We start from the raw sequence: 19,067 nt of genomic DNA, 5'->3' as shown, positions 1-19,067 counted from the left end.
GTCTTCCCGTGGTCAACATGCCCGATCGTGCCGATGTTCACATGCGGTTTCGTCCGTTCGAATTTTGCCTTTGCCATGTCCTTTGGCGCCTTCTGAAATGGAGGGGTCTTCGACCCGGTTAGCGTCTCTGCGGGCGCCACATATGCGGTTCAGGGGGTAAAATCAAGCGAGACCTGAGGCCCGAACCGCTCACTCCGCGGGGGGTTGAACCTGGTCCGGAGACACGGTTGCGGTGGTTGCCGCGCCGGGGCGCGGCTGGAACCAGCCCTCGGCCTCTTTCTGCGCCACCATCCAGTCCTCGATCTGGTTCACCGCGTTGGCGGCCAGCCCGGCCATCTGTTCTTCCTTGCTGCGCATATGGCCCGACCCGGCCAGGAAGGAACCGCCGGTGGTCGACTCGAAGATGGTGAACTGCTTGGGCTCGGGGTTCAGCTTGGCATTGGCGGCATCGTCCCAGACGGTGACATTGATGATCAGTGCCGATTTGGGCTTGTACAAAAACGGCACCCCCGGTGGTGCCAGCATGTAACCCTCGACGCTGATGCCGAAGTGATACAGCTGATTCCCCTGGTATTCGCCAAAGCGGCGCTGCACCGCCGAGCGCATCACCGCCTCCCATTCCTCGGGCGCGGCATCGCGCGAAACCGGACCTTTGCGCGCCTTCGAGGCAAACAGGACATTGTGGCCCAGACGATAGGCACCCAGATCGGCCAGCGGCTCGGTCATCGGGTCCTTGGTTGCGCAGGCGGCCATCAGAGCCAGCACTGGCAGCAGCAGTAGAAACCTCAACATCGCACCTCTTATTCGTCGCGGGCCTGCCCCGGAATAAACCACGTCAGGCGCCGGTGCAAATGCCGCGACCGGCGGGTTTCCGCGCCCGTTAGGTGAACCGGTTGTCGCGCGGGAAGCCGCGCGGCGCCATCCGGCCGGTGGCCGCCCGTTTGCCGATCCATTCCTCCAGCGCGGTTTCGGTCCGGGTGCGCCCGGCCGGATCATGCCAGCTGAGCCCATCGGCCAGGGTAAAGGAGGTGGCATCGCTCAGCCCGCCATCCTTGTATTTCTGCAACCGCACGCCCTTGCCACGGGTCATCTCGGGCAGTTCGGCGGCCATGAACACCAGCACCTTGCGGTTTTCGCCGACCACCGCGATGGCATCGCCGGCCAGCGGCTTGCAGATCCGCGCCCGCACATCGCCCTTGACGTTCAGCACCTGCTTGCCGCTGCGGGTCTGGGCGACGATCTCGTTTTCCGGCACCACGAACCCGTCGCCGGCGGAGGACGCCACCAGCAGCCGGCGGTCGGGCTGGTGGGTGAACAGCGCGACGATCTCGGATTCGTTGGGCAGGTCGATCATCAGGCGCAGCGGTTCGCCCATCCCGCGCCCGCCGGGCAGGTTGGCCGCCGAGACGGTATAGAACCGCCCGTTCGAGCCAAAAACCAGAAGCCGGTCGGTGGTTTCGGCGTGGAAGATGAACCTGGGGCCGTCGCCATCCTTGAATTTCAGCTCCGAGTTCAGGTCGATATGCCCCTTCATCGCCCGGATCCAGCCCATCTGGGAACAGACGATCGTCACCGGCTCGCGGTCGATCATCGCCTCCAGCGGCACGTCCTCGATCTCGCCGGCCTCCTGGAACCGGGTGCGCCGGGCACCGCCGGGATAATCCTTGCCGAACTTTGCCTTGACCTCTTTCAGCTGTTCCGCAATCCGCGCCCATTGCAGGCTTTCGTCGTCCAGCAGATCTTCCAGCGCCGCGCGTTCCTCCATCAGGTCGGACTGCTCACGCAGCAGCGCCTCTTCCTCCAGCCGCCGCAAGCTGCGCAGCCGCATGTTCAGGATCGCCTCGGCCTGCACGTCCGACAGCCCGTTCTCGCGCCCGGCATAGCTGCGCGGCAGCCCCTCGGGCGCCGTCTCCTGCAGGATGCCCGGCGCGGTGGCCTCGGCGTCATGCACCAGCTGCAAGCCCGCCACGTCCACCCCGGCCAGCGGCGAGACATAATCGGCTTCGGAACTGGCCCGCGCGATCGTTCGCTGATGCGGGGTGCTCCAGTCCTCGTACATCAGCGCCGCCTTGGGGTCGTCGTCATAGCGGATGATGTCGATCACCCGATCGAGATTCAGGAAGGCGGTGATGAGCCCGCCCAGCACTTCCAGCCGGTGGTCGATCTTGCCCAGCCGGTGCCGCGACCGGCGCAGCAGCACCTCCTGCCGGTGGTCGAGGAAGGCGCGCAACACCTCCTTCATCGAACAGACCTTGGGCGTCACCCCGTCGATCAGCACGTTCATGTTCAGCGAGAACCGCACTTCCAGCTCGGAATTGCGGAACAGCATCCCCATGAGCACCTCGGGGTCGACATTCTTCGACCGCGGCTCCAGCACCATGCGGATATCATCGGCGCTTTCATCGCGGATATCGGCCAGGATCGGCACCTTCTTGGTCTGGATCAGTTCGGCGATCCGCTCGACCAGCTTGGATTTCTGCACCTGATACGGGATCTCGGTGACGACGATCTGCCATTGGCCCCGGCCCAGGTCCTCGACCTCCCAGCAGCAGCGCAGGCGAAAGGCGCCGCGCCCGGTGCGATAGGCCTGCGCGATGCTTTCCGGCGGCTCGACGATGACACCGCCGGTGGGAAAATCGGGCCCCGGCACGTAATTCAGCAGCGTGTCGTCGCGCGCGTCCGGCGTCTTGATCAGATGCAGGCAGGCATCGCACAGCTCGGAGATATTGTGCGGCGGAATATTCGTCGCCATCCCCACCGCGATGCCCGAGGCACCATTGGCCAGCAGATGCGGAAACTCGGCCGGCAGCACCACCGGTTCGCGCAGGGTGCCATCGTAATTGTCGCGGAAATCGACCGCGTCCTCGTTCAGCCCGTCCAGCATCGCCTCGGCGACGATGGTCAGCCGCGCCTCGGTATAGCGGCTGGCCGCCGGGTTGTCGCCGTCGATATTGCCGAAGTTGCCCTGCCCGTCCACCAGCGGATAGCGGACGTTGAAATCCTGCGCCAGCCGCGCCATCGCGTCATAGATCGCCGCGTCGCCATGCGGGTGATAGTTGCCCATCACGTCGCCGCTGATCTTGGCGGATTTGCGGAACCCCCCGGTGCTGGCCAGGCGCAATTCGCGCATCGCATAGAGGATTCGGCGGTGAACCGGCTTCAGACCGTCGCGCGCATCGGGCAGCGCGCGGTGCATAATCGTCGACAACGCATAGGTCAGATACCGCTCGCCGATGGCGCGGCGCAGCGGTTCGGCCACCTCCGAAGGTCCGTCCGGCCTCTCCATGTTGGGTTCGTCCACCAGGTCACTCATACATGCTGTGGTACAACGCGAAATAGACCGGGTAAAGCGGCCCGACGCTGTTTTCCACAGCTGTGATGGGGTCGGGGTCAAGTTACGACAAATACGCAGAAATTTACCGGCCCATTATGTCGCGAATCGGTTTCAGGCGGTAACATCGGGCCTGTGGGCTGCTGCGGCCCGCTTTTGCAACTAGTATTTAGTGCCGAGAGGGAGCGCCATGCCCCGCTATGTTTTCCTGTCCTTCCTGTTCATGGGCTGGGCCTTTTACGAATTGAGCGGGGGCGCCGATTTCAAGCCGGCACCGCGCCCCGCCGTCACCGCCCAGGCCACCCCCGAACCCGCCCGGCCCGAACCGCCGATCACCCCCGCGATCACCGCCGCGCTGACACCGCAACCGGTGCGGCCGCAACGGCCGCAGGGGCGCGAGGCATTGGTCACCGCCGCCTCGGTGACCGAAGGCGCGGTGTACCGCCGGGCGCAGGCCGAGGCGAATATCGCCGAGATCCGCGCCACGCTGCAGCAGGGCCTGCCGGTTTTCCCGGACACTCAGCCGGGCGAGAGCGTGCAGGTCGCCTCGCTGGCCGATCTGGCGGCAACCCCGCCCAGCGATGAACCCGACCTGCCCGAGGTGACCGCCGTGCGCCCCGCCCCGGTGGCCGAAGCCGACCTGCGCGAGGTGGTGGCCACCCGCGTCAATATGCGCGCGGGGCCCAGCCTGGACGATGACATCATCGACCGGCTTGAACGCGGACATCAGGTGGAAATCCTGGAAAACAACGGCAAGGGCTGGCTCCGCCTGCGCAGCCTGCCGGACGACCGGGTCGGCTGGATCGCCGAACGCCTGGTCAGCGCCGCCAACTGAGCCCATTGCACCGCGCCGCCGCAGCCGCCATAGCTGGGGACGGGCAGAACAAGGGCGCGGCACATGGCAAAAACCATCCTGATCACAGGCTGTTCCTCGGGGATCGGGCTGGATGCCGCGCGCGGCCTGCGCGACCGGGGCTGGCGCGTCTTCGCCTCCTGCCGGCAGGAGCAGGATTGCGAAACGCTCCGCGCCGAGGGCTTTGACGCACCGCGCATCGACTATTGCGACCCGGCCAGCATTGAACACGGCCTGGCCGAAACCCTGGCGGCGACCGGCGGCAGCCTGGACGCGTTGTTCAACAATGGCGCGCATCAGCTGAACGGCGCGGTCGAGGATCTGCCGGTCGACGGGCTGCGCGCGATTTTCGAGGCCAATTTCTTTGGCTGGCACGACCTGACCCGCCGGGTGATCCCGGTGATGCGCAAGCAGGGCGCGGGCCGGATCGTGCAATGTTCCTCGGCGCTGGGGTTCACCTATATGCATTGGCGCGGCGCCTATTCCGCGACCAAACACGCGCTGGAGGCGCTGAGCGACGTGATGCGGCTGGAACTGCGCGGCAGCGGCATCGACGTGGTGCTGATCGAGCCCGGCCCGATTACCACCGCTTTCCGCGAAAAGGGTTTGCCCTATTTCGAGAAATACATCGACTGGAAATCCTCGGCGCTGCGCGACCGCTATGAAACCGCCCTGCTCCCGCGGATGTACCAGCCCGGTGGCCCCGACCGGTTCGAACTGGGGCCGCAGGCGGTGACCGCCAAGGTGATCCGCGCGCTGGAGGCACCGCGCCCGCAGCCGCGCTATTACGTCACCACCGCGACCTATATCGCCGGCTTTCTTGGCCGGGTCCTGTCCACCCGCGCCACCGACGCGATCCTGTCGCGCCTCTAGGCGGCGCGGCGAAATAGCCCTTCGCAATTTACCACCGGGCAGTTTAGACCACGCCAGATGGCCCATCGGGAGGCATACGCCATGTCAGCACTTTATATCGTCATTCTCCTCGTGCTTGCGGCGGTGGTTGCCGTGCTGGCGCTGGGCATCGGAAACTTCGGCAAAGGCGGCAGCAACAGCGCCAAGCGCAGCAACAAGTTGATGCAATACCGCATCCTGTTCCAGGCGCTGGCGGTGATCCTGGTATTGCTGTTCATCTTCCTCTCTGCCCGCAGCGGAGGCCTGTGATCATGGTGGTGTTGAACAAGATCTATACCCGCACCGGGGATGCCGGCGACACCGCGCTGGGCAATAACGAACGGGTGGCGAAATACGCCCCGCGCGTCGCCGCCTATGGCACCGCGGACGAGTTGAACGCCCAGGTCGGCGTCGCCCGGCTGCAGGCCGATGCCGAAACCGATGCGGCGCTGATGCGGATCCAGAACGACCTGTTCGACCTCGGGGCCGATCTCTGCCGCCCGGAGATGGAGAAGGATGCCGAGGCCGAGTACCCGCCGCTGCGCGTGATCCAGGCGCAGGTGGATCGGCTGGAGGCCGAGATCGACGTGATGAACGCCGATCTGGCACCGCTGCGCAGCTTTATCCTGCCTGGCGGCACGCCGCTGGCCGCGCATCTGCATGTCTGCCGCACCGTCGCCCGCCGGGCCGAGCGGCTGGCGGTGGAACTGGCCGCGCAGGAGCCGGTGAACCCGGCGGCGGTGAAATACCTCAACCGCCTGTCCGATTGGTTCTTCGTCGCCGCGCGGGTGGCGAATGGTGGCGGCCAAAAGGACGTGCTGTGGGTGCCGGGGGCCAACCGTTAACGCTCCCATGCTGGACATGCCCCGCCAAACAGGATCAAAACGCCGCGTCGCGGTGCAATATTCGCCGATTTAGCGCTGTTTTCGTGGATCGTGGCCCGCTATCAAACGCGGAAGTAATCAGAACCGAGTCGATCATGGCTTGGATGAGGAAGGAGAGAACCGCCGATGAAGGTACTGGTACCTGTCAAGCGCGTGATCGATTATAACGTGAAGGTCCGGGTGAAGGCGGACGGGAGCGGTGTCGATCTGGCCAACGTGAAGATGTCGATGAACCCGTTCGACGAGATTGCCGTCGAAGAGGCGATCCGCCTGAAAGAGGCCGGCAAGGCCGAGGAGATCGTCGCCGTTTCGATCGGGGTCAAGCAGGCGCAGGAAACCCTGCGCACCGCGCTGGCCATGGGCGCCGACCGGGCGATCCTGGTGGTTGCCGCCGAGGATGTGCACACCGATATCGAGCCGCTGGCGGTGGCCAAGATCCTCGCCAAGGTGGTCGAAGACGAACAGCCGGGCCTGGTGCTGTGTGGCAAGCAGGCGATCGACAACGATATGAACGCCACCGGCCAGATGCTGTCGGCGCTGCTGGGCTGGAGCCAGGCGACCTTCGCCTCCGAGGTCGGCATCGACGGCGACAGTGCCGTGGTCACCCGCGAGGTCGATGGCGGCCTGCAGACCATCAAGGTGAAGATGCCCGCCATCGTCACCGTCGACCTGCGCCTGAACGAGCCGCGCTATGCCTCGCTGCCCAATATCATGAAGGCGAAGAAAAAGCCGCTGGATGAGAAAACCGCCGCCGATTTCGGCGTCGACGTGACGCCGCGGCTGGAGATCGTGAAGACCAGCGAGCCCGAGGCGCGCCAGGCCGGCGAAATGGTGCCGGATGTCGACACGCTGGTGGCGAAACTCAAAGAAAAGGGGGTCGTGTGATGGCTGTTCTCCTGCTTGCCGAAGTGAACAATGGCGAACTGAGCCTGGACGCCACCGCCAAGGCGGTGACCGCCGCCAAGGCCTTGGGCGATGTGACCGTGCTCTGCGCCGGTGCCTCGGCCGCCGCAGCTGGCGATGCGGCCGCCAAGATCGACGGCGTGGCCAAGGTGCTGGTTGCCGAGGATCCGTCGCTGGGCCACCGCCTGGCCGAATCGACCGCCGCGCTGATCGTCAGCCTGGCCGGCGATTATGAACATATCGTTGCCCCGGCCACCACCGACGCCAAGAACGTGATGCCGCGGGTGGCGGCGCTGTTGGATGTAATGGTGATCTCGGATGTCTCGGGCGTGGTCGATGGCGCCACGTTCGAACGGCCGATCTATGCCGGCAACGCGATCCAGACGGTGAAGTCGAGCGATGCCAAGAAGGTGGTGACCTTCCGCACCTCGACCTTCGATGCCGCCGGCACCGGCGGCTCGGCACCGGTGGAAACCGTCTCCGCCGCCGAAAACCCCGGCCTCAGCGAATGGGTCGAAGACAAGGTGGCCGCTAGTGACCGGCCCGAGCTGACCTCGGCCGGGATCGTGGTGTCGGGCGGCCGTGGCGTCGGCTCGGAAGAGAATTTCGCACTGATCGAGAAGCTGGCCGACAAGCTGGGGGCCGCCGTCGGCGCCTCGCGCGCGGCGGTCGATTCGGGCTTTGCCCCGAATGACTGGCAGGTCGGCCAGACCGGCAAGGTCGTGGCCCCCGAGCTGTATATCGCGGTGGGCATCTCGGGTGCGATCCAGCACCTGGCGGGGATGAAGGACAGCAAGATCATCGTCGCGATCAACAAGGACGAAGAGGCGCCGATCTTCCAGGTTGCCGACTACGGCCTGGTCGCCGACCTGTTCACCGCGGTGCCGGAACTGACCGAAAAACTGTAAGCCCTGCCCCGGCCAGGACAGGCCGCAACGCTCTGAAAAGACTTGCGAAGGCGCTAAGGAAATGCCCCTCCGGATTGGTGGGGCATTTTATTTTGGGGATCGCGTGACAGATGCCGTCCCCTGCCCCCGAGGCAATCTGCAAAAGGTGACATCCAGGACGTGGTTGCGGTGAAGCGGCAGTCTGACCGGTTGGGTTTGCGCCGCGCTCTGAACTGCACATCGCGTGCAGGTTAAGCACGGCCCTACCCGGTTGGCGGGTGGTTCAGGCCGCGGCTTGCCAGGATTGAAAGGTCGGGCACGCAGGGCTGATCGCTGTCGCCAAGTCGCGGGTCGCCCGCGTCGACAGGACAGGCCACCGATGCGGCCCATAACCAGTGACACCGCCCGCAAACAGCGCGGGAAGATGGGCCAGGATTTCGTCCCTTTGCGGCTTTTGCAGCATCCGCAACGCCTGTGGTCCGGGGTAGAAGCTTTCCGAAGGCAGCCCTTCGGAGACCAGCACCGCATGAGATTGCAGCAGCAGGTGGTAATAGGTGACAGACCGTCGGCCGCGCATGACCCGGATACCGGGGCGGGTGGTCAGCCCCTTTGCCGGCACCAACACAACGCCCCCTTCATTATCGGGGTCTTGAAGCAGGACCTTGTGCTGCGGCGACACCACCAGGTCGCGCGCCGGTCTGCCCGGCCCGAGCGCACCGGCGCGGATTTGGATCGGCAGTTCGTTTTCCGAGTGTCCGGGCCAGCTGAACTCGGAGTGCGATATCCAGAGAATTCTCTGTGGACCATCGTCAAAGGTCGTGACCCAATCACCGGCTCGCAGGTCTTCCACCGCTCTCGGTCCGCTTGGCGTGTCAATAAGCGTGCCTTCCCCGAAACAGACCGCACCGGTGGAGGTGGTATCGGCATCTTTCAGCTTGATTGCCCCCTGTCCGAAGGCGTTCATTTCGCGTTCTGTCGCGGCTTCATCCGGCATGAACGTCAAGCGCGCCGATTCCCCGTCCGACGGGTAGTCGTGCACGGTTAGGACATAGACCTTCGAGCCCTCGTATTGATCGGGCACCTTGTTGGCCCCGTCGCCGCGGAAGGTCGGCAGCGTGCCACTCATCTGATAGCTGAAATCATAAGTGGCGTCGCCGATCTGAATTTGAGTATTCGGATCGCCGCCCCCCTCGCTGTAATCGAGGACAAGGTCACCATCGGGGCCGGACTTGATAAAGGAAATTTCCTGCGCAGGGGCGTGAGTGAGATTCAGGCCGGGGTTGTTGGCGGTATTGCTATCAAACCGCGCCCAATAGGTATTACTCATCCGGCGTGCTCCAAAACGGTTGTGCAGGTTTTCAGAAAATTCACCTTAAACTCAACGCAGAATGGAACCGAAAAAAGGCAGAATTCGTCCATCTCAAAGACAGTGCGATCATGTAGCCACTGGGCCAAATTGTCGTTTGCACAATGTGCGCTTGCCTTAAGTGCGCCGGCATTTGCGTGATTGGCGGTTGACCCGCGCGCCCTGAGCATCAAACCGTTGATGCCATCACGTATTAATCCGGCAGCGCGTCGGCCCAGTCGGCCAGGCCCTGGCGGCCCTGCGCGGTCAACCCGTAGATGCCGATGCGCAGCCGTTCGAACCAGCCATAGTGATTGTCGGCCATGATCCGCGTCGCTGCCGCCACCCCGGTGGCGCGGGCGACCTCGGCGCCCTTGCAGGCGCCGTGTTCGGCAAGGTGCAGCGCGCAGGCGATGGCGTCTTGCCGATAGGCAGTGACGATGCCGTGCCGGGTGGCGCCGCCATCATTGGGATCCCCCCGCAGCCGGTCGAATTCGCGCAGCAGGCGGTCGGCGCGTTTCTTCGATTTGCGCGGGGCATAGGGGCCGGGATCGCACTGCACCTCGGCGCGGCCATCGGCGCGCACGGTGATCAGGCCCAGCCCCAGCCTGCGGCACAGCGCCAGATTGTCTTTCAGCGCCCGCCGCGCGGTTCTTCCGCCGGGCTTTGGCACCGCGACATAGACCAGATCGCTGAGCGACAGTCGCGCGATCGCCTGGTGGTAGAGGCTGAGCGAGAAGCGCAGCTTGAGCTCGACAATCAGCGGCGGCCCGTCGCCGCGCCGCGCCACCACGTCGGCGGCGCCGACCTCCCCCTTTACCGCATAGCCCTGCCGTTCCAGCAGGGCCTTGACCGGGGCGTAAAGGGCGGATTCGGACTGGATTGCCATCTTGCGTGTCACGGGTGAGTTTGCACCTGCCCTACCCTTGCCACCCGTGCCGGAATTGCAACCGTGCCCGGCCGTCTGCCGCGGTCAGGCGTGACATTGTTGAAACGCGCGGGCCAGATCGCTAGCCTTGCATACTGGCTGTGATCAGGACGGTTTACATGTTGAGAGCGTTGGTATTGCTCGTCTTTTCTCTGCTGGCGCTGGCGCACGCCCCGGCGGCGGAGGCCCGGTGTAACGGCAGCGACATGCGCAGCGCCATGAGCGCGCCGCAGCGGACGGCGCTGCAACGCGCGGCGGCGGCGGTGCCCTTTGGCAGCGGCAATCACTGGATCGCCCGCAAGGGCGACCGCCAGATCAACGTGATCGGCACCATGCATGTGAACGATCCGCGCTTTGGCGCGGTGGTGCGGCGGCTGGCGCCGGTGATCACCTCGGCCGACCTGGTGCTGTTCGAGGTGACACGCAAGCAGGCCCGCGCCTTCTGGGACAATCTGGACGCCAGCAGCGCCAATCTGTTCCTGATCGGCACCGGGCCGACACTGGACAAGCTCTTGCCGGCAGAGGCCTGGGACACGCTGTGGAAAAAGGCACGCAACGCCGGAATCGCCCCGTCCACCGCCAAGCGGATCAAGCCCTGGTTCCTGACCTTCTATCTGGCCGACGAGAACTGCAGTCCGCGCGGGCTGTTCGCCGCCAACGGGCTGGACCGGCGGATCGAGAAGCTGGCCCGCCGGTCGCGGGTGCCGATCGGATCGCTGGAAACCGTGAGCGAGGCGATCCTGCCACTGTCGCGCCGGCCGATCCGCGACCAGTTGCGCATGATGGAGTTCGACACCGGGTCGACCGCGCGCAACGAAACCCTGTTCGTGACCATGCGCGAAACCTATTTCGAAGAAGCCTCGGCCGAAGGCGATATTCTGGAGCAGCGCCAGTTCCTGTCGGCGCTGCAGGGGCCGCGCGGCGAGGCCGAGCGGCTGTGGCGCAATTATCGCGACGACCTGCTGAACACCCGCAACCGGGCCTGGCTGCCGCGCATCCTGGGCGCGCCGGGACAACGCATCGTCGTCACCGTGGGCGCGGCGCATCTGCCGGGGGAAACCGGGGTGCTGCGCCTGCTGGAGCGGGCGGGATACCGGCTGGAACGGGCGGCGTTCTGAGGCGAGCCCTTCGGGGACCGCCGTTTGCGTTAACCATAGGTGCCGGATGGTTGGGCGGACCGCCGGTTTTGTGATAACTGGGACGCTCGAAACACATTTTCGTTCACCTCCATTAAGGAGCCCCGCAGAGCTGGTACCTCTGCGGGGCTTTCTCTGTCTCAGCTTACTGGCCGATCCAGAGCCGGATGGCTGTAAGAAGCAGCGTGACCACCGCGAGTGTCACCATCCATTTTCGAAACAGATGTTCGGTCAGATGTCTCACCTCCATTGCCGCGAAGGGTCGCGGCGGAAGGAGGGTCGGCGCGGCAGGTCAACAAACCGGCAATGGGGCCGGTCAGGCCACCATCTGTTCGGCCTTTTTCAGATCGACCGAAACCAGCTGGCTGACGCCCTGTTCCTGCATGGTCACGCCGAACAGCCGATCCATCCGGCTCATCGTCACCGCGTGGTGGGTGATGATCAGGAAACGGGTTTCGGTCTGGCGGCACATCTCATCCAGCAGGTCGCAGAAGCGGGTGACGTTGGCGTCGTCCAGCGGCGCGTCGACCTCGTCGAGCACGCAGATCGGCGCCGGGTTGGCGAGGAAGACGGCAAAGATCAGCGCCAGCGCGGTCAGCGTCTGTTCGCCACCCGACAGCAGCGACAGCGTCGACAGTTTCTTGCCCGGCGGCTGGCACATGATTTCCAGCCCGGCTTCGAGCGGGTCATCGCTTTCGACCATCACCAGATTGGCCTCGCCGCCGCCAAACAGGTGGCGGAACAGCATCGAGAAGTTGGAATTCACCTGTTCGAAGGCGGTCAGCAACCGTTCGCGGCCTTCGCGGTTCAGGCTGGCAATGCCCGAACGCAGGGCGCGGATCGCCTCTTCCAGGTCGGCCTTTTCCCTCAGCAGCTCGTCATGTTCGGTCTGCACTTCTTTCGCGTCTTCCTCGGCGCGCAGGTTGACCGCGCCCAGCGCGTCGCGCTGGCGCTTGTGGCGATTGACCTCGGCTTCGAGCGTGTCGGCATCGCGGATCTCGGCGGGGTCGGTGTTCAGCCGGTTGAGCAGCTGGTTGGGGGTGACCTGCTGATCCTCGGCGATGCGTTCGGCGGCATGGGCCACGGTGTCGCGGCGCCCTCGGCGGCGGGGGGCTTGTTGAACAGGATCCAGGCGCTGCCATGCGGGTCGTTGTTGGTCAGGAAATTGGCGGCGCGGATCGCCTCCATCTCGCGCCCCGGGCGCGACTTGGTCGAGCCCATGCCGAACAGGGTGACAAAGGTTTCATCGTCCATCTCCTCGGGCAGCGTGACACCCGCGGCGGCCAGTTCGGCTTTCTTCTCGGCGATCTTGCTCTGCGTCACCGGCAGCGCCACCGGGTTCATGATGGCGCTGGTCATGCCGGCGCCGATCGCCATCGGCAGGAAGGCGTTGTTGATGCCATGCCGGTTGGGCAGCCCGAAGGAAATGTTCGACGCACCGCAGGTGGTGTTCACCCCCAGTTCCTCGCGCAGGCGCCGCACCAGGGTGAAGACCTGCAAACCCGCCGTCGCCATGGCGCCCACCGGCATCACCAGCGGGTCGACGACGATGTCATGCGCCGGGATGCCGAAATCGGCGGCGCGTTCGACGATCTTCCGCGCCACCGCAAAGCGCACATCCGGATCCTCGGAAATGCCGGTATCGTCATTCGAGATCGCCACCACCGGCACGTTGTATTTCTTGACCAGCGGCAGCACCAGTTCCAGCCGCTCTTCCTCGCCGGTGACCGAGTTCAGCAGCGGCCGCCCCTCGGCCGCCGCCAGCCCCGCTTCCAGCGCGCCGGGCACCGAGCTGTCGATGCACAGCGGCACGTCGACCAGCCCCTGCACCAGTTCGATCATCTGCCGCATCAGCGGCGGTTCGGTCTGGTTGGGATCGGGGTTGGAGTTATAGACCACCCCGGCATTCACATCCAGCACCGTCGCCCCGGCGGCGACCTGGGCCAGCGCGTCCTTTTCCACGGTCGAGAAATCGCCGGCCTCCAGCTCGGCGGCCAGTTTCTTGCGGCCGGTCGGATTGATCCGCTCGCCGATCACGCAGAACGGCTGATCGAATCCGATGATGGCGGTTTTTGTCTTCGATTCCAGAACCGTGCGGGTCATCTTTTACCTTTCAGCTCAACTGGGCCGGGCGCGCGGATTCGCCGCCATTCTCGATTGCCCACTGGGCATTGGTGGTGATGCCGCCCAGCGGAAAGAAATGCACCTGTGCAAGGTTGGACTGCGGGTTGGCCGCCTTATGCGCGGCCAGCTCGGCCACCACCTGCGTCGGTTCATAGGGCAGCAACAGCTTGGTCACATCCATCGCCCGTTTCTGCAGCACCTTCAGCGACGGGCCGACGCCGCAGGCGATGGCGAACTTGATCAGCGTCTGCAGCTTGGCAGGCCCGGCGATGCCGACATGCACCGGCAGCGTGACCCCCGCCGCCTGCAACCGGTCGGCCCAGGCGATCAGCGGCTGCGCCTCGAAGGCAAACTGCGTCACCAGCGCCATCTCGGCATCGGTTTCGGTGGAAAATTTCTGTTTCCACAGCAGCGCCTGGTCGACATTTGTTGTGCCGCCCTCGGGGTCGATATCGCGGTTGCCCTCGGGATGGCCGGCCACGTGCAACCGCGTGAACCCGGCCTTGTCGAACAGCCCGGTCTGCAACAGCTGGATCGAGCTGTCGAAGGCGCCCACCGGCTGCGCCACGCCGCCGGCCAGCACCAGCGCCTGGTCGATCCCGGCCTCGCCCTGATAGCGCGCGATCCAGTCGGCCAGCATGGCGGCGTCGCGGATGCAGCGGGCCGGGAAATGCGGCATCACCGCGAACCCGTCTTCGGCCAGCCGCCGCGCGGTGTGCACCATCTCGTCGATCGGGGTGCCGTCGATATGAGCGACATAGACCCGGGTGCCTTCAGGCAGCAGCGCGCGGAAATCACCGATCTGCGCGGCGGTGCGCGGCATCACCTCGATGGAATAGCCCTGCAGCAGGGATACCACATCGCGGTTGACCGGCTCGAACCCGGCATGGTCGCGTTTCCTGAAATTCAGCAATGCCATCGCGGCCTCCCACAAGGATCTGGGCGTCATGCCCGTCCGTCATTGTCGATCAGAGCTTTCAGACGTGCCGGCCCGTATTCCGCCTCCAGCCGCGCCGCCTCGGCCCCGGCCACCGCCTCGGGCGTGCCGTCCACCGCATAGGGCGTACCGCGGCGCCACTCAGCCAGATAGGCGTCGGTGTCGCGCGCATTCGCCTTCATCGCGGCCCGGTCGATCGCCTGTTCAAAGCGTTCGGACAGCTGTTTCTTGGCACCGCTGCGGCCCTTGCCCACAATGACCTGCGCCGGGATATCCCGCCAATACACAATCGTGACATCCGGCATCGTCTGATTCCCTGAACTCCTGCCCTACATACTTCAGCACCCCGCGTCGCCGCGGCCTGTTTTCGACAGAACGGACGATGCCAGCGACGCGCGCCGATGCGCGGCCGACACCGCGCGCTCAGGGCGACTGATGCATATTTCACCGCAACACTCGCCCCGGCTCCGGCGGGCGTCCACCAGATATGGCGCAACACCACGCGAGACCTTGCGCGGCTGGCTGCACCCGCATAAGCTGACCTCAACTTGAAATCGGAGGGCGTTGAACATGGCGCCCAGGCGTCCCAATGGTGCGGGCGCGTTCCCGATACCGGTCGAAAGCCCCGCGCCAAAGCCGCCCGATCCGGCAGAACTCTATGCCGCGCTGGATCTGGGCACAAACAGTTGCCGCATGCTGATCGCCCAGCCCAAGGGCAGCGGTTTCCATGTGGTCGACAGTTTCTCGAAATCGGTCCAGCTGGGCTCCGGGTTGGAGCGTACCGGCCGGCTGTCGCGTTCGTCGATGGCGCGCACGGTGCAGGCGCTGCGCATCTGCCAGCAGAAGCTGAAGCGCAACAAGGTCAACCGTATGCGGCTGGTCACCACCGAGGCCTGCCGCCGCGCCAAGAACGCGCGCGACTTCATCCGCCAGGTGCGGCGCGAAACCGGCATGATGCTCGAGGTGATCCAGCCCGAGGAAGAGGCCCGGCTGGCGGTGATCTCCTGCGCGCCGCTGGTTTCGACCAAGACCGACCAGTTGCTGGTGGTGGATATCGGCGGCGGCTCGACCGAGCTGGTCTGGATCGACCTGTCCTCGGTGCCCGCCCGCGACCGGCCCCGCGCGATCATGCGGCTGCATGCCGGCTTTCACCCGCCGGAGAGCCCGTTTCCCGCCGCCAAGGTGGTGGACTGGATCTCGGTGCCGCTGGGGGTGGCGACGCTGCGCGACCAGTTCTCGGACGTGCAGGACGATGCCGCGCGCTTTGCGCTGATGAGCTGGTTCTTCGAAGAGAACCTGATCGATTTCGCCCCCTACAAGGACGAACAGGTGCGCGAGGGATTCCAGATCGTCGGCACCTCGGGCACGGTGACCACGGTCGCGGCCAGCCATCTGGGTCTGAAACGCTATGACCGCACCAAGGTGGACGGGCTGCGCATGACCTCGGACCAGATCGACCGGGTGATCCGGCGCTATCTGGACCTGGGCCCGCAGGGCCGCCGCCGCGACCCGCGCATCGGCGAAGACCGTCAGGCGCTGATCATGTCCGGCGCCGCGATCCTGCAGGCGCTGCTGCGCTGCTGGCCCACCGACCGGCTGTCTGTGGCCGATCGCGGCCTGCGCGAAGGGCTGCTTTACGCGCAGATGAGCGCCGACGGGGTGCTGGAGGATGGCCCGTTCTGAGTGGTCTTTCTGAGCCGGGCGTGATCTGATAGAGCGCCTGCGGCGCGTTTCTTCTGGCACTGCGTGCGGTTGGGGGCGCTGCCCCCGAACCCCGGCGCAGGGATCGCACAGAGGAAACACAGGGCGGACGATCGGAAGGCGGGGTCATGGCAAAGAACACATCGGGACGCGGGCGGCGGGACCTCACCGTCAAGGTCAAGACGGCGCGCGGGCGCAAGCTGTCCTCGACGCGCTGGCTGCAGCGGCAGCTGAACGATCCCTATGTGCAGCGCGCCAAGGCCGAGGGGTTCCGCGGCCGCGCGGCGTTCAAGATCATGGATCTGGATGACAAGTTCCGCTTTCTGGTGCCCGGTGCGCGGGTCGTCGATCTGGGCTGCGCCCCCGGCGGCTGGCTGCAGGTGGCCATCCCGCGGATCAACGCGCTGGGCGAGAAATCGGGCAAGGCGGTGGGCCGCATCGTCGGCGTCGACCTGCAGGAGGTCGAACCGATCGCCGGCGCCGAGATCCACCAGCTGGATTTCATGGCCGACGGCGCCGACGACCAGGTCAAATCCTGGCTGGGCGGCAAGGCCGATGTGGTGATGAGCGACATGGCGGCCTCTGCCTCGGGCCACAAGCAAACCGATCACCTGCGCATCATCGCGCTGTGCGAGGCGGCGGCCTATTTCGCCTTTGATGTGCTGGACGAGGGCGGCACCTTTGTCGCCAAGGTGCTGGCCGGCGGTGCCGAAGGCGAGTTACAGAAGCTGCTGAAGCAGAAATTCACCACTGTGGCGAATGTAAAGCCGCCGTCATCCCGTGCGGATAGCTCGGAAAAATTCGTCATCGCCTCGGGGTTTCGAGGCTGATTCCGGCGCCGCGCCGGCGGGCTGGTCCCACGAGCGCAGCGCGCCCGTCAGCACCCGAGAGATCTGCTGGGCTTCGTCGCCGTTGCGGCGCTTGACCGCCAGGCGGCGGCCGGCGGAATCCGAGGCAACTTGCTGGCGCAACAATTCGAAAAGGGCGCCATGGCGCGCCGGGGCGGGCTGGTCGGTCATTGGGCGGACTCCTTCTGCAGTCGCTGCCAGAGTGACCGCGGATTGCGCCGCAAGCATGGCGGCGGCGCGACATTCCGGTGCAACCGGGCTCAGCCCGTCTGACGCTGGCGCAACCGGTTGAGCGCGCCGTTGAACTCGGCGCCGAGGATCAGGATGGCGGCCAGCAGATACAGGAAGATCAGCGCCGCCATCGCCCCGGCCAGTCCGGCATAGGTGGCACTATAATCGGCAAAATAGGCGATGTAGAGCGCGAATCCGCGCGCCGCGGCAATCCACAGCGCCACCGTCAGCAGCACGCCGGGCCAGATCTCGGCAATGCCGTGGCGCACGCCGGGCAGCCAGACATGGCAGGCCCCCACCGCGAAGAACAGCGCCGCCAGCGTCACCAGCCAATGCAGCGCGGTGTTTTCCAGCCAGGCCGCCAGCGGGTCGGGAATCGCCTGGGCGAAGAACTGGAAATAGGCCGGCAGCGCAAAGCTGACGGTGACCCCCAGCAGGATCGCGCTGCCCCCCAGCAGCACGAACAGCAGGCTGAGCGCGCGGGTCTTCCAGAACGGCCGCGGATCGCTGTCGCGATAGGCCTGCGACAGGGCGATGCGCACGGCATCGACCCCGTTGGAGGCGAACCACAGCGCCAGCACGCCGCCGAAGGTCATCAACTGCAAGCCGCTGGCCTCCAGCACCGACCGGATCTCGCGGCTGATCGGCTTGGCGATATCCTCGGGCCAGCCGCCGAAGATCAGCTCGATCAGCGCATCGGCATCGACATCGCGCGACAGTGCCCCCGCCATCGCCACCACGAACAGGATGAAAGGAAACAGCGCCAGCATCAGCGACATCGCGACATGGCTGCAGAGGACAAAACCGTTGCTGTCGACAAAGCGGCGTGCGGCGGCCAGCAAGGCACGGAGCAGGAGACCGGGAAAACTGAACATGTGTGCCTACCTAGCGCGCTGGCACGATTGTGACCACCGCCGCCAATTGCACCGGGTCGCGAAAACCGGCAGCATGGGGCGCGATTGCCTCAATAATCCGGATGCGCCGATGCGCGATCTTGCCCGCCCCGCCCCTGCCCCGCTGATGCTGGGCGCCGAGATCTACCGCCGCTCGACCTATGGCAGCAGCCATCCGCTGGCGATCCCGCGGGTGTCGACGGTGCTCGACCTCAGCCGCGCGCTGGGCTGGCTGCCGCGCGCCGCCTACCGCACCAGCCCGCGGATCACCCCGAAGGGGCTGTCGATCTTCCACACCGCCGAATATGTCGCGGCGCTGCAGCAGGCCGAGGCCTGCCAGAGCGTCAGCGCCGAGGTGCGCGCGCGGCACAATATCGGCACGCTGTCGAACCCGGTCTATCCCGAGATGTTCCGCCGCCCCGCCACCTCGGCCGGGGGATCGCTGCTGGCGGCCGATCTGGTGGCCGCGGGCCACCGGGTCTATCACCCGGCGGGCGGCACCCATCACGGCTTTCCCGACCGGGCCGGCGGGTTCTGCTTCTTCAACGATCCGGTGCTGGCGATCCTGACGCTGCAGCGGCGCGGTCTGCGCCGGATCGCCTATGTCGATATCGACGCGCATCATTGCGACGGCGTCGAGGCGGCCTTTGCCGCCTGCCCCGAGGTTCTGGTGGTCTCGACCCATGAAGAGCGGCGCTGGCCCTTTACCGGCGCGCTCGAGGCGGCAGGTTGCGGCAACCTGTTCAACCTGCCGCTGCCGCGCGAGCTGAATGACAGCGAATTCGCCGCCGTGCTGGACCAGGTGATCCTGCCGGCGGTGGCGGCGCACCGGCCCGAGGCGGTGGTGCTGCAATGCGGCGCCGACGCGGTGGCCGAGGATCCGCTGTCGCGCCTGACCCTGTCCAACAACGCCCATTGGTCGGCGGTGGCGGCGCTGGACGCGCTGGCGCCGCGCTTTCTGGTGCTGGGTGGTGGCGGCTACAACCCCTGGTCGGTCGGGCGGTTATGGACCGGGGTCTGGGCGGTGCTGAACGGCTTTGACATCCCCGACCGGCTGCCGGGCGAGGCCGAGGCGGTGCTGCGGGCGCTCAGTTGGACCCGCCGCGCCGGGCGCAACCCGCCGGACCATTGGTTCACCAGCCTGCGCGATGCGCCACGCGACGGTGTGGTGCGCG

General features: G+C 65.9%; 19 protein-coding genes and 1 pseudogene. 10 read left to right on the top strand and 10 right to left on the bottom strand.

Annotation, left to right across the window (positions count from 1 at the left end; translation table 11 throughout):
• Window positions 1-189: 189 nt before the first annotated feature.
• Together CVM52_RS15695 and CVM52_RS15690 are read right to left on the bottom strand one after the other, a co-directional pair.
• Window positions 190-792, bottom strand: coding sequence for a hypothetical protein (locus CVM52_RS15695; RefSeq protein WP_100163426.1), 603 nt, complete (start codon window positions 790-792; stop codon window positions 190-192).
• A gap of 88 nt (window positions 793-880) precedes the next feature.
• Window positions 881-3,313: a DNA topoisomerase IV subunit A gene (locus CVM52_RS15690; RefSeq protein ID WP_100163425.1), complete on the bottom strand. Its 2,433-nt coding sequence runs from the start codon at window positions 3,311-3,313 to the stop codon at window positions 881-883.
• A 208-nt stretch (window positions 3,314-3,521) separates the two neighbouring features.
• On the opposite strand from CVM52_RS15690, the gene CVM52_RS15685 reads away from it, so the two are divergent.
• The 6 genes from CVM52_RS15685 to CVM52_RS15660 all read left to right on the top strand — a co-directional run bounded on the left by CVM52_RS15685 (window position 3,522) and on the right by CVM52_RS15660 (window position 7,770).
• Window positions 3,522-4,166, top strand: a complete 645-nt coding sequence (locus tag CVM52_RS15685) for an SH3 domain-containing protein (protein ID WP_100163424.1) — start codon at window positions 3,522-3,524, stop codon at window positions 4,164-4,166.
• Between the two features lie 63 nt (window positions 4,167-4,229).
• The gene (locus CVM52_RS15680; RefSeq protein WP_100163423.1) at window positions 4,230-5,057 is read left to right on the top strand and encodes an SDR family NAD(P)-dependent oxidoreductase; all 828 of its coding nucleotides are present in this window, start codon (window positions 4,230-4,232) and stop codon (window positions 5,055-5,057) included.
• A gap of 81 nt (window positions 5,058-5,138) precedes the next feature.
• Window positions 5,139-5,345, top strand: coding sequence for a twin transmembrane helix small protein (locus CVM52_RS15675; protein WP_100163428.1), 207 nt, complete (start codon window positions 5,139-5,141; stop codon window positions 5,343-5,345).
• A 2-nt stretch (window positions 5,346-5,347) separates the two neighbouring features.
• The gene (locus CVM52_RS15670) at window positions 5,348-5,920 is read left to right on the top strand and encodes a cob(I)yrinic acid a,c-diamide adenosyltransferase (protein ID WP_100163427.1); all 573 of its coding nucleotides are present in this window, start codon (window positions 5,348-5,350) and stop codon (window positions 5,918-5,920) included.
• A 165-nt stretch (window positions 5,921-6,085) separates the two neighbouring features.
• Window positions 6,086-6,844: an electron transfer flavoprotein subunit beta/FixA family protein gene (locus CVM52_RS15665; RefSeq protein ID WP_100163422.1), complete on the top strand. Its 759-nt coding sequence runs from the start codon at window positions 6,086-6,088 to the stop codon at window positions 6,842-6,844.
• Window positions 6,844-7,770, top strand: a complete 927-nt coding sequence (locus tag CVM52_RS15660; protein WP_100163421.1) for an electron transfer flavoprotein subunit alpha/FixB family protein — start codon at window positions 6,844-6,846, stop codon at window positions 7,768-7,770. The genes CVM52_RS15665 and CVM52_RS15660 overlap by 1 nt, the downstream gene beginning before the upstream one ends.
• Window positions 7,771-8,032: 262 nt before the next feature.
• Here the strand turns inward: CVM52_RS15660 and CVM52_RS15655 are convergent, their stop codons facing one another.
• Window positions 8,033-9,076 carry a Hint domain-containing protein gene (locus tag CVM52_RS15655; protein ID WP_100163420.1) on the bottom strand — a complete coding sequence of 348 codons (1,044 nt, stop codon included), beginning with the start codon at window positions 9,074-9,076 and terminating at the stop codon, window positions 8,033-8,035.
• A 232-nt stretch (window positions 9,077-9,308) separates the two neighbouring features.
• Window positions 9,309-9,983, bottom strand: a complete 675-nt coding sequence (locus tag CVM52_RS15650) for a DUF2161 domain-containing phosphodiesterase (protein ID WP_100163419.1) — start codon at window positions 9,981-9,983, stop codon at window positions 9,309-9,311.
• 158 nt (window positions 9,984-10,141) lie between these two features.
• Between CVM52_RS15650 and CVM52_RS15645 the strand changes: the two genes are divergently transcribed.
• Window positions 10,142-11,140, top strand: a complete 999-nt coding sequence (locus tag CVM52_RS15645; protein WP_100163418.1) for a TraB/GumN family protein — start codon at window positions 10,142-10,144, stop codon at window positions 11,138-11,140.
• Between the two features lie 334 nt (window positions 11,141-11,474).
• On the opposite strand, the pseudogene CVM52_RS15640 reads toward CVM52_RS15645, so the two are convergent.
• From CVM52_RS15640 to CVM52_RS15625, 4 genes and pseudogenes are all read right to left on the bottom strand, one after another.
• Window positions 11,475-12,248 (bottom strand): annotated as a pseudogene (locus CVM52_RS15640) (chromosome segregation protein SMC); the annotation flags it as partial.
• On the bottom strand, window positions 12,173-13,261 hold the full coding sequence (locus CVM52_RS15635) for a methyltetrahydrofolate cobalamin methyltransferase (RefSeq protein ID WP_100163417.1): 1,089 nt from the start codon (window positions 13,259-13,261) through the stop codon (window positions 12,173-12,175). The pseudogene CVM52_RS15640 and the gene CVM52_RS15635, both read right to left, overlap by 76 nt.
• A gap of 10 nt (window positions 13,262-13,271) precedes the next feature.
• Window positions 13,272-14,201: a methylenetetrahydrofolate reductase gene (locus CVM52_RS15630; protein ID WP_100163416.1), complete on the bottom strand. Its 930-nt coding sequence runs from the start codon at window positions 14,199-14,201 to the stop codon at window positions 13,272-13,274.
• A gap of 26 nt (window positions 14,202-14,227) precedes the next feature.
• Entirely contained in the window at window positions 14,228-14,524 is a 297-nt protein-coding gene (locus CVM52_RS15625) for a virulence factor (RefSeq protein WP_100163415.1), read from the bottom strand.
• A gap of 265 nt (window positions 14,525-14,789) precedes the next feature.
• Between CVM52_RS15625 and CVM52_RS15620 the strand changes: the two genes are divergently transcribed.
• Both CVM52_RS15620 and CVM52_RS15615 read left to right on the top strand, forming a co-directional pair.
• Window positions 14,790-15,902 carry a Ppx/GppA phosphatase family protein gene (locus tag CVM52_RS15620; RefSeq protein WP_100163414.1) on the top strand — a complete coding sequence of 371 codons (1,113 nt, stop codon included), beginning with the start codon at window positions 14,790-14,792 and terminating at the stop codon, window positions 15,900-15,902.
• Between the two features lie 146 nt (window positions 15,903-16,048).
• Entirely contained in the window at window positions 16,049-16,750 is a 702-nt protein-coding gene (locus tag CVM52_RS15615) for an RlmE family RNA methyltransferase (RefSeq protein ID WP_100163413.1), read from the top strand.
• On the opposite strand, the gene CVM52_RS26645 is transcribed toward CVM52_RS15615, so the two are convergent.
• Together CVM52_RS26645 and CVM52_RS15610 are read right to left on the bottom strand one after the other, a co-directional pair.
• Window positions 16,694-16,939, bottom strand: a complete 246-nt coding sequence (locus CVM52_RS26645) for a hypothetical protein (RefSeq protein ID WP_133119865.1) — start codon at window positions 16,937-16,939, stop codon at window positions 16,694-16,696. The two genes, CVM52_RS15615 and CVM52_RS26645, sit on opposite strands and share 57 nt — an antisense overlap.
• Window positions 16,940-17,028: 89 nt before the next feature.
• Window positions 17,029-17,874 carry a YihY/virulence factor BrkB family protein gene (locus CVM52_RS15610; protein ID WP_100163412.1) on the bottom strand — a complete coding sequence of 282 codons (846 nt, stop codon included), beginning with the start codon at window positions 17,872-17,874 and terminating at the stop codon, window positions 17,029-17,031.
• A 109-nt stretch (window positions 17,875-17,983) separates the two neighbouring features.
• On the opposite strand from CVM52_RS15610, the gene CVM52_RS15605 reads away from it, so the two are divergent.
• Window positions 17,984-19,067: acetoin utilization protein AcuC (locus CVM52_RS15605; RefSeq protein ID WP_205964965.1), on the top strand; the 1,084-nt coding region annotated here is incomplete at its 3' end.

This window comes from Pseudooceanicola lipolyticus, from assembly GCF_002786325.1.
In the GTDB taxonomy this organism is placed as follows: Bacteria; Pseudomonadota; Alphaproteobacteria; order Rhodobacterales; family Rhodobacteraceae; genus Pseudooceanicola_C; species Pseudooceanicola_C lipolyticus.
The sequence above is the reverse complement of the archived record's forward strand: the minus strand, read 5'-3'. Positions and strand labels throughout refer to the sequence as shown.